The following is a 9,084-nucleotide window of genomic DNA, read 5'->3' as shown; positions in this document are numbered from 1 at the left end:
CGCCAAGTCCCCGTCCGACGCCAACCCCGCGTGATACAGCCGCAGTTCAGTCGCCCCGAGCCCCCGTGCCCGTTCGGCGTCGGCCGCAAGCGCTCCCGGCCGGCCGCCCATCCCGGAGACCACCGTGAAGTTGGCGGCCAACACGGCCCCGTCCACGGCCTGTTCGGCGAACGGGGTCAGGAGGCCCGCGCCGCCCGTGCAGGGGACGATGACGCCGTCGGCCACGGACAGGATGTGGCCGGGGTCCACGCCCGCGTTGGCGCCGCAGTGGTAGGACACGGGGTCCGCGTGGAGGAGTACCTGGAAGTCGGCGGGTGCGGCCGCCCGGACCGCGGCGACCACCGCCTCCTGGAGGGTGCGGGCCCGGTCGTCGCGCCACGCGCGTGTGGCCGTCGCGTTCGTGTCGCCGAGGAGTTTCTCGACCCCCGCCCAGCCGCCGTCGGAGGGCGCGCCCTGCCACACCGGTTCCAGCGCGGTGCGTACGGCCGCCGCCAACTCCTCGGCGTCGAGGCCCTGTTCGCCGTAGCCCTCCTGGCAGGTCGGGCAGAAGCACAGAGCCATCAGGTACTGGCTGGCGTCCCCGAGGCCGATGCCGGCGGTCTTGTCGTGGGCGTGCAGGTGGGTGAGGCCGTACCAGCCGAGGGACTCCAGTTCGGTGCCGCGCGCGCCAGGGCGTACGGCAGCCTCGGCGGCGAGGTCGACGAGGTACGCGCGCGTGGCGGGCTGCGCGATGCAGGGCGCCCAGGGGTAGCGGTCGCCGTAGGCGTTGACGACGGAGGTGTCCGGATGGTCCGCGCCCAGGCGGGAGTTGTGGGCCAGCACGACCCAGGTGTGGACCTCCAGGCCCGCGTCCGCGAGAGCCGCAGCGGCCTCGCCGTAGGCGTCGCCCGGCGCCCAGTCACCGGCCGGGTACGGCCTCAACTCCCGCCCCTGCCAACGGCTGTCCGGTGGGTAGAGGACGGCCGCATGCTCGGCGGTGACGATGCGGTGGCGCGGGTGGCGGGGGGTCAACGCGCGCGTGGAGTGGTACGCGGAGGCCAGGGTCGCCTGCTGGACGCCGAGTTCGGCGATCCTGGCGCCCGCCGCCGGGTCGCCGTTGACGTCCCAGGGGTAGACGAATGCCGATGCCTTCACGCGCCCTCCTCCATCTCCGACATCTCCGGCACCATCGCCGACTCCACCTGTGACTCGATCAACGTGTAGCCGCGTTCGATGAGTTGGGCGAGCTGCTTGACGTGGTCCTCGGTCGGTTCGGTCAGCGGCGGGCGGACCTCGCCGACGTCCGACCCCCGCATCCGCACACCCGCCTTGACGAGCGAGACGGCGTAACCGCGTCCCTGGGCGCGCAGTTCGACGAACGGCAGGTAGAAGCCGTCCAGGAGGCGGTTGGCCGTGGTGTCGTCGCCGGTCGCCAGCGCGCGGTGGAAGGCGAGCGCGATCTCGGGGACGAAGCAGAACACGGCGGAGGAGTAGAGGGTGATGCCGATGCCCCGGTAGGCGAGCTGGGTCTGTTCGGCGGTCGGCAGTCCGTTGAAGTACAGGAAGTCGCCGGGGACTTCGGCGCGTACGGTGCTCACGATCCGCTGCATCAGGTCGAGGTCGCCGAGCCCGTCCTTGAAGCCGATGATGCCGTCGGTGCGGGCGAGTTCGACCACCGTGGCCGGGGTGAACACCGCGTTGTCGCGCTGGTAGACGATGACGGGCAACGAGGTCGCCGCGGCCACCTCCCGGTAGTGCCGCAGCAGCCCCTCCTGCCCGGCGACCACCAGGTACGGCGGCATCGCGAGCAGCCCGTCCGCGCCGGCGGCCTCCGCGAGCCGTGCGTACCGTACGGCGAGCGCGGTGCCGTAGCCCGCGCCCGCGACCACCGGCACCCGCCCCCCGGTCGCCTCCACGGCGGCCCGCACGCATGCCTCGAACTCCTCCGGCAGCAGCGCGTGGAACTCCCCGGTGCCGCAGCACGCGAACACGGCGGCGGCCCCGGCCTCGACGCCGCGGCGGACGTGCGCGCGGTAGACGTCGAGATCGACGGAGCCGTCGGGGCCGTACGCGGTGACGGGGAAGAACAGCGGCCCGCTGGGGATACTGAGCCGGTCGGCGAGAGGGGCTGGCGTCACGGGCTCTCCCTTGAAACAGGCGCGTGCGTTCTTCTGATCAACGTCTACATTTCTGAACAGCCCCACCCTAAGGATCTGCCTCAGGGTGGGTCAAGCAGGCAAATGAGCAAGAAGGAAGCGGATTTCCCAGGTCCACGCCACACTTGACGGGCATGGCGGACGATCCCTAGCGTGTCCATGCATGTGAATGCCATTCACGGATGAGGTCAACCATCCACTGCCGACCCCAAGGAGACCGAGGATGCCCGCTCCCCGCACCGTTCTGCTCACCGGCGCCGCAGGCGGGCTCGGCACCCTGATGCGGGACCTGCTCCCCTCCTACGGCTACGAGCTGCGGCTGCTGGATCTGCGCCCGGTCGAGGGCGAGCCGGACGCGATCACCGCCGACCTCTCCGACCGCGCGGCGCTCCGCGAGGCCGTGCGGGGCGTCGACGCGATCATCCATCTCGCGGGCATCTCCCTGGAAGCCTCCTTCGACAAGGTCCTGAAGTCGAACATCGAGGGCACGTACAACCTCTACGAGGCCGCCCGCGAGGAGGGCGTCCCCCGTATCGTCTTCGCCTCCTCCAACCACGCGGTGGGCTACACACCGAGGCCGCAGGCCGGAGACCCGCTCATCCCCATCGACACCCCGCACCGCCCCGACACCTTCTACGGCCTGTCGAAGTCCTTCGGCGAGGACCTGGCGCAGCTCTACTGGGACAAGCACGGCCTGGAGACCGTCTCCGTGCGCATCGGCTCCTGCTTCGCGGAGCCCAGCAGCGTGCGCATGCTGTCCGTCTGGATGAGCCCCGCCGACGGCGCCCGCCTCTTCCACGCGGCCCTCACCGCCGAGGACGTCCAGCACACCGTCGTCTACGGCTCCTCCGCGAACACCCGCCTGTGGTGGGACCTGTCGACCGCGCGGGCGCTCGGTTACGAGCCGCGGGACGACTCCGAGCCGTACGCCGAGAAGATCATCGCCGAACAGGGCGAGCTCCAGCCGGACGTCGAGGCGCACGCCTATGTCGGCGGCCACTTCGTGAACGACCCGCCGATCTGGCCGTACTGACACGGACGGCACTGACACGGGCCGTACATCCGGTCGTACCGACGGGAAAAGGGACTCCAGGACAGCGGGCGGGCACCGAACGGGCCCGCCCGCAGGCATGTTCGGGCACGGACGCTGCCCGATCTCACGCCCCGGCGCACAGCCGCGCAGGTCCGCGACGGGCACAGCGCCCGGTAAACGGTCACACACGGGCAGCATCGGGCGTGCAACAGGCCTGGTCAGTGCCGCGCACCCGCTGTAGAACTTCCCCCAAGGGTCCCACCGGGCCCGAACGGGCAGTACTCCAGGTGAGCGGGAAGGCGGTGTCGGCCATGAGCACGAGTTCGGCGGAGGAACGTCAGCGGGAGATCGTGCGGGCCGCGCGCCGCACCGGCTCGGTCGACGTCACCGCGCTCGCCGCCGAGCTGGGCGTGGCCAAGGAGACCGTACGGCGCGATCTGCGCGCCCTGGAGGACCACGGGCTGGTCCGCAGGACCCATGGCGGCGCCTACCCCGTGGAGAGCGCCGGTTTCGAGACGACGCTCGCCTTCCGCGCCACCAGCCATGTCCCGGAGAAGCGCCGGATCGCCCTCGCCGCGGCCGAGCTGCTCGGGGACGCCGAGACCGTCTTCGTCGACGAGGGCTTCACCCCCCAGCTCATCGCCGAGGCGCTGCCCAGGGACCGGCCGCTGACCGTGGTCACCGCGTCCCTGCCCGTGGCGGGCGTGCTCGCCGAGTCGGAGAACACCTCGGTGCTGCTGCTCGGCGGCCGGGTCCGGCACGGCACCCTCGCCACCGTGGACCACTGGACGACGAAGATGCTCGCCGGCTTCGTCCTCGACCTCGCCTTCATCGGCGCCAACGGCATCTCCCGCGAACACGGCCTGACCACGCCCGACCCCGCCGTCAGCGAGGTCAAGGCACAGGCCATCCGCGCCTCCCGGCGCACCGTGTTCGCGGGCGTCCACACCAAGTTCGGGGCGGTCAGCTTCTGCAGGTTCGCCGAGATCGGCGCCCTGGAGACGATCGTCACGAGCACGCTGCTCCCGTCGGCCGAAGCCCACCGCTACTCGTTGCTGGGGCCACAGGTCATCCGCGTCTAGAACGTCATGAGCGTCTGACACACCGTTTGAAAACCCAACTCACCCACCAGGGGTGTGCCGTTCCCGTGCGCACCCTATTTCTCCCCATATCTGCAGGAGCGATCCATGCGAACCCAGAGCCGACGACGGCCCCCGCGAGCCACGCTCGCCCTGGCCGCCGTAGGGACGCTGCTCGCCCCGCTGCTCTCCGGCTGCTGGGTCGGAGCGGGCGGCGCCGGATCAGGCGGCAACTCGATCAACGTCCTGATGGTCAACAACCCCCAGATGACCGAACTCCAGAAGCTGGCACCGAACTTCACGAAGGAGACCGGCATCAAGGTCAACTTCACGGTGCTGCCCGAGAACGACGTCCGCGACAAGATCAGCCAGGACTTCGCCAACCAGGCCGGCCAGTACGACGTCGCGACCCTGTCCAACTACGAGATCCCGATCTACGCCCGCAACGGCTGGCTGCACGAGATGGACTCGTACGTCGCGAAGGACCCGGCCTACGACGAGCAGGACATCCTGAAGCCGATGCGGGAGTCCCTGACCGCCGACGACGGCAAGCTCTACGGGCAGCCGTTCTACGGCGAGTCGTCCTTCCTGATGTACCGCAAGGACGTGCTCGCCGAGAAGAACCTCACCATGCCCGCGCACCCGACCTGGACCCAGGTGGCCGACATAGCCGCCAAGGTCGACGGCGCGAAGCCGGGCATGAAGGGGATCTGTCTGCGCGGGCTGCCCGGCTGGGGCGAGCTGATGGCGCCGCTGACCACCGTCGTGAACACGTTCGGCGGCACCTGGTTCGACAAGAACTGGAAGGCGCAACTCGACTCCCCCGCGTTCGAGCAGGCGACGAAGTTCTATGTCGACCTCGTCCGCAAGCACGGCGAGTCCGGCGCGGCCCAGTCCGGCTTCGCCGAGTGCCTCAACAACATCACCCAGAGCAAGGTCGCCATGTGGTACGACGCCACGTCGGCGGCGGGCTCGCTGGAGGCCAAGGGCTCCCCGGTGAAGGGCAAGATCGGCTACGTCCCCGCGCCGGTCGAGAAGACGGACTCCTCCGGCTGGCTGTACACGTGGGCCTGGGGCATCCAGAAGGCGTCCCACAACTCCGACAAGGCCTGGCAGTTCGTGTCCTGGGCGTCCAGCAAGCAGTACGAGCAACTGGTGGGCGAGAAGGACGGCTGGTCCAACGTGCCGGCCGGCAAGCGCGCCTCGACGTACACGAACCCGGACTACGTCAAGGAGGCCGCCGCCTTCCAGGAGATGACGAAGGCGGCCATCGAGGGTGCCAAGCCCAACGACCCCGGCGTGCAGCCGCGGCCCGCGCCCGGCATCCAGTTCGTCGACATCCCCGAGTTCACCGACCTCGGTACGAAGGTCTCCCAGGAGATCAGTTCGGCCATCGCCGGACGGCAGTCCGTCGACTCGGCCCTGAAGAAGTCCCAGAAACTCGCCGAGCAGATCTCCAAGGAGTACGAGGGACGATGACCGCCACGACAACGGCCCCTCTGGCCACCACTCCGACACGCACCGCGCGCCAGCCCTCGGACCGACTGCGCGCCTGGGCCACCCGCGCCCCGCTGCTCCCCGCCCTGGTCTTCATGATCGTCGTGACCCAACTCCCGTTCGTGGCCACGCTGGTGATCTCGTTCTTCGACTGGAACGCGCTCTATCCGAAGGCCCGGCACTTCACCGGTCTCGACAACTACCACCAGGTCCTGACCGACGCCGACCTGCGCCACTCGGTGTGGACGACGATCCTGCTCACCGTGGCGGTGGTGCTGGCCAGCCTGGTCTTCGGCCTGCTGCTCGCGCTGCTCCTGGACCGGAAGTTCCGCGGCCGGGGCTTCGTCCGCACCCTGCTGATCGCCCCGTTCCTGGTGGTGCCGGTGGCCGCGGCCCTGCTCTGGAAGCACGTGCTCTACAACCCTGAATACGGCCTGCTCAACGGTCTGTTGCACTATGTGGGCGGACCGCAGCCGGACTGGATCTCCAACACCCCGCTGCTCGCCGTAGAGGCATCGCTGGTGTGGCAGTGGACGCCGTTCATGATGCTGATCCTGCTGGCCGGGCTGCAGAGCCGCGACCACCAGCAGATCGAGGCCGCGAAGGTGGACGGCGCCAGCGACTGGCAGGTGTTCCGCTATCTGACGCTCCCGCACCTGCGCCGCTATCTCGAACTCGGCGCCCTGCTGGGCTCGATCTACATCGTCCAGAACTTCGACGCGGTCTTCACCATCACGTCCGGCGGCCTGGGCACCGCCAACCTGCCCTACACCGTCTACCAGAGCTTCTACCAGGCGCACGAGAACGGCCTCGCCTCGGCGGCCGGCGTCCTGGTCGTCATCGGCTCGATCATCATCGCGACCTTCGCCCTGCGGGTCGTGTCGTCCCTGTTCCGTGAGGAGGCGTCCCGCGCATGAGCAGCATCGCCGTACGCGCGCGTGCCCGCCGCAAAGGCGCCGGCCTCGGCCTGGTGGCCTGGGTGCTCGGCATCGTGTTCTTCCTGCCCATCGCCTGGATGGCGCTGACGTCCTTCCATTCGGAGGCAGACGCGGCGACCAACCCGCCGTCCTTCGGGGCCGCCCTCACCCTGGACGGCTACCGGGACTTCTTCGGCACCGGAGGCGGCGCGAGCCCCTGGCCGGCGCTCGTCAACTCGCTGGTGGCGTCGCTCGCTTCGACGCTCTTCGTGCTGCTGCTGGCGTTCCCCGCGGCCTACGCGCTGTCGATCCGCCCGGTGAAGAAGTGGACCAACGTCCTGTTCTTCTTCCTGTCCACGAAGATGCTCCCCGTGGTGGCGGGCCTGCTGCCGATCTACCTGTTCGCGAAGAACGCCGGGATGCTGGACAACATCTGGCTCCTGGTCATCCTCTACACCTCGATGAACCTGCCGATCGCGGTGTGGATGATGCAGTCCTTCCTCGCCGAGGTCCCGGTCGCCGTCATCGAGGCGGCGCAGATCGACGGCGCCCGGCTGCCGACCATCCTCGCGCGCGTGGTCGCCCCGATCTCCCTCCCGGGTATTGCCGCGACAGCTCTCATCTGCTTCATCTTCAGCTGGAACGAGCTGCTGTTCGCCCGGGTCCTCACGGGCGTGGTCGCGGAGACCGCGCCTGTCTTCCTGACCGGCTTCATCACCAGCCAGGGCCTGTTCCTGGCGAAGGTGTGCGCCGCGTCGCTCGTCATCTCCCTGCCGGTGCTCGCCGCGGGGTTCGCCGCCCAGGACAAGCTGGTCCAGGGCCTCTCCTTGGGAGCCGTGAAATGAAGGCCGCCGTCATCGAGTCCGTGGGCCGCGCCGTCGTCACCGAGGTCCCCGACCCGACGCCGGGCCCCCGCGAGGTCGTCGTCGAGGTCGCCGCCTGCGGGCTGTGCGGCACCGATCTGCACATCCTCCAGGGCGAGTTCGCGCCCAAGCTGCCGATCGTGCCGGGCCACGAGTTCGCCGGCGAGATCGTCGCGGTCGGCACCCAGGTCACCGAGGTCTCGGTCGGCGACCAGGTCGCCGTAGACCCCTCGCTGTACTGCTACGAGTGCCGGCAGTGCCGCAACGGCCACAACAACCTCTGCGAACGCTGGGCCGCGATCGGCGTCACCACGGCGGGCGGCGCGGCCCAGTACGCCGTCGCCCCCGTGGCGAACTGCGTGAAGCTGCCCGAGCACGTCCGCACCCAGGACGCGGCCCTCGTAGAGCCGCTGTCCTGCGCGGTACGCGGCTACGACGTCCTCAAGTCCCGCCTCGGCGCGCACGTCCTGATCTACGGCTCCGGGACCATGGGCCTGATGATGCTGGAGCTGGCCAAGCGCACCGGCGCGGCGAGCGTCGACATCGTGGACCTGAACCCGGCCCGCCTGGAGACGGCTCGCACGCTCGGTGTCTCCGGGTCGGCGGCGAACGCGGACGAGCTGGACCGGCCGCAGGGCTGGGACCTCGTCGTCGACGCGACCGGCAACGCGGCGGCGATCCAGGACGGCCTGGGCCGGGTGGCGAAGGCGGGCACGTTCCTGCAGTTCGGGGTGGCCGACTACGCGACCCGGGTGTCGATCGACCCGTACCGCATCTACAACCAGGAGATCACCATCACCGGCTCCATGGCGGTGCTGCACAGCTTCGAGCGGGCGGCGGAGCTGTTCGCGAACGGCGTCCTCGACCCGGAGATCTTCATCAGCGACCGGATCGAGCTGGAGCGGTACCCGCAGGCGCTGGAGCAGTTCGCGGCGGGGGTGGGCCGGAAGATCGTGGTGATTCCCTAGGGAATCGACGGGATTCGAGCCGGTGGTTCCAAGAGTTGGCCAATTGGTCGCTTGGTAAGGGAACGGCAAAATGGTCTCGGTCGTTCACGAGTCATGACAGCTATGACCCCCGGCTCGAACATCCCTCTCTCCGCCGCGCGCGTGACGGTGGACGTCGCCGCCCCGGTGCGGCTCGACGTATCGGGCCTGCTGCTCACGGGCGACGGCAAGGTGCGCTCCGACGACGACTTCATCTTCTACAACCAGCCGACGGGCCCCGGCGTGACCTACCGCTCCGGCGGCGGTACGGCACCCGACGCGATCACCGTCGACACCGGCTCCGTCCCGCCGGGCATCGAGAAGATCGTCGTCACCGCCAGCCCGGACGCGGCCGGCCAGAGCTTCCAGGGCATCGAACCCACGGCCACGATCCGCAACGCGGACGACAACAGCGTCCTGGGCACCTTCACACCCCCGCAGCTCGGCGCCGAGACAGCACTCGTGGTCGTCGAGATCTACTTGCGCAACGGCGTCTGGAAGGCCCGCGCGGTAGGCCAGGGCTATGCGAACGGCCTGGCGGGCATCGCCACCGACTTCGGCGTCTCGGTGGAGG

General features: G+C 69.7%; 9 protein-coding genes. 7 read left to right on the top strand and 2 right to left on the bottom strand.

The features are described from left to right. On the bottom strand, window positions 1–1,134 hold a 1,134-nt coding region (locus AC31A1_RS40165), incomplete at its 3' end, for a hypothetical protein (RefSeq protein WP_489658026.1). Further along, window positions 1,131–2,117: a 5-dehydro-4-deoxyglucarate dehydratase gene (locus AC31A1_RS40160; RefSeq protein WP_489658025.1), complete on the bottom strand. Its 987-nt coding sequence runs from the start codon at window positions 2,115–2,117 to the stop codon at window positions 1,131–1,133. The genes AC31A1_RS40160 and AC31A1_RS40165, both read right to left, overlap by 4 nt. A 241-nt stretch (window positions 2,118–2,358) precedes the next feature. Here AC31A1_RS40160 and AC31A1_RS40155 point away from each other — a divergent pair, with 241 nt between their 5' ends. The 7 genes from AC31A1_RS40155 to AC31A1_RS40125 all read left to right on the top strand — a co-directional run. Further along, window positions 2,359–3,168: an NAD-dependent epimerase/dehydratase family protein gene (locus AC31A1_RS40155; protein WP_489658024.1), complete on the top strand. Its 810-nt coding sequence runs from the start codon at window positions 2,359–2,361 to the stop codon at window positions 3,166–3,168. 311 nt (window positions 3,169–3,479) lie between these two features. After that, complete coding sequence (locus tag AC31A1_RS40150; RefSeq protein WP_318015573.1) at window positions 3,480–4,250, top strand: DeoR/GlpR family DNA-binding transcription regulator; 771 nt, start codon at window positions 3,480–3,482, stop codon at window positions 4,248–4,250. Between the two features lie 105 nt (window positions 4,251–4,355). Further along, complete coding sequence (locus AC31A1_RS40145; protein ID WP_489658023.1) at window positions 4,356–5,726, top strand: ABC transporter substrate-binding protein; 1,371 nt, start codon at window positions 4,356–4,358, stop codon at window positions 5,724–5,726. Beyond that, the gene (locus AC31A1_RS40140; protein ID WP_489658022.1) at window positions 5,723–6,661 is read left to right on the top strand and encodes a carbohydrate ABC transporter permease; all 939 of its coding nucleotides are present in this window, start codon (window positions 5,723–5,725) and stop codon (window positions 6,659–6,661) included. Before AC31A1_RS40145 ends, AC31A1_RS40140 begins: the two co-directional genes overlap by 4 nt. Next, a complete protein-coding gene (locus AC31A1_RS40135; protein ID WP_393752923.1) occupies window positions 6,658–7,506 on the top strand; it encodes a carbohydrate ABC transporter permease in 849 nt (282 codons plus the stop codon). Before AC31A1_RS40140 ends, AC31A1_RS40135 begins: the two co-directional genes overlap by 4 nt. Further along, complete coding sequence (locus tag AC31A1_RS40130; protein WP_489658021.1) at window positions 7,503–8,492, top strand: zinc-dependent alcohol dehydrogenase family protein; 990 nt, start codon at window positions 7,503–7,505, stop codon at window positions 8,490–8,492. The genes AC31A1_RS40135 and AC31A1_RS40130 overlap by 4 nt, the downstream gene beginning before the upstream one ends. 93 nt (window positions 8,493–8,585) lie before the next feature. Further along, window positions 8,586–9,084 (top strand): TerD family protein (locus tag AC31A1_RS40125; protein ID WP_489658020.1); only part of this gene is annotated, 499 nt, incomplete at its 3' end.

This window comes from Streptomyces sp. P5F9 (genome assembly GCF_057961495.1).
Note: the sequence above shows the minus strand (reverse complement) of the source record. Positions and strands in the feature narration are given on the sequence as shown.

Excerpts from the sequence above, each read along its gene's own strand:
- AC31A1_RS40140 (WP_489658022.1), top strand. The coding sequence starts at position 5,723 with ATGACCGCCACGACAACGGCCCCTCTGGCCACCACTCCGACACGCACC.
- AC31A1_RS40145 (WP_489658023.1), top strand. The coding sequence starts at position 4,356 with ATGCGAACCCAGAGCCGACGACGGCCCCCGCGAGCCACGCTCGCCCTG.
- AC31A1_RS40130 (WP_489658021.1), top strand. The coding sequence starts at position 7,503 with ATGAAGGCCGCCGTCATCGAGTCCGTGGGCCGCGCCGTCGTCACCGAG.
- AC31A1_RS40155 (WP_489658024.1), top strand. The coding sequence starts at position 2,359 with ATGCCCGCTCCCCGCACCGTTCTGCTCACCGGCGCCGCAGGCGGGCTC.
- AC31A1_RS40150 (WP_318015573.1), top strand. The coding sequence starts at position 3,480 with ATGAGCACGAGTTCGGCGGAGGAACGTCAGCGGGAGATCGTGCGGGCC.
- AC31A1_RS40135 (WP_393752923.1), top strand. The coding sequence starts at position 6,658 with ATGAGCAGCATCGCCGTACGCGCGCGTGCCCGCCGCAAAGGCGCCGGC.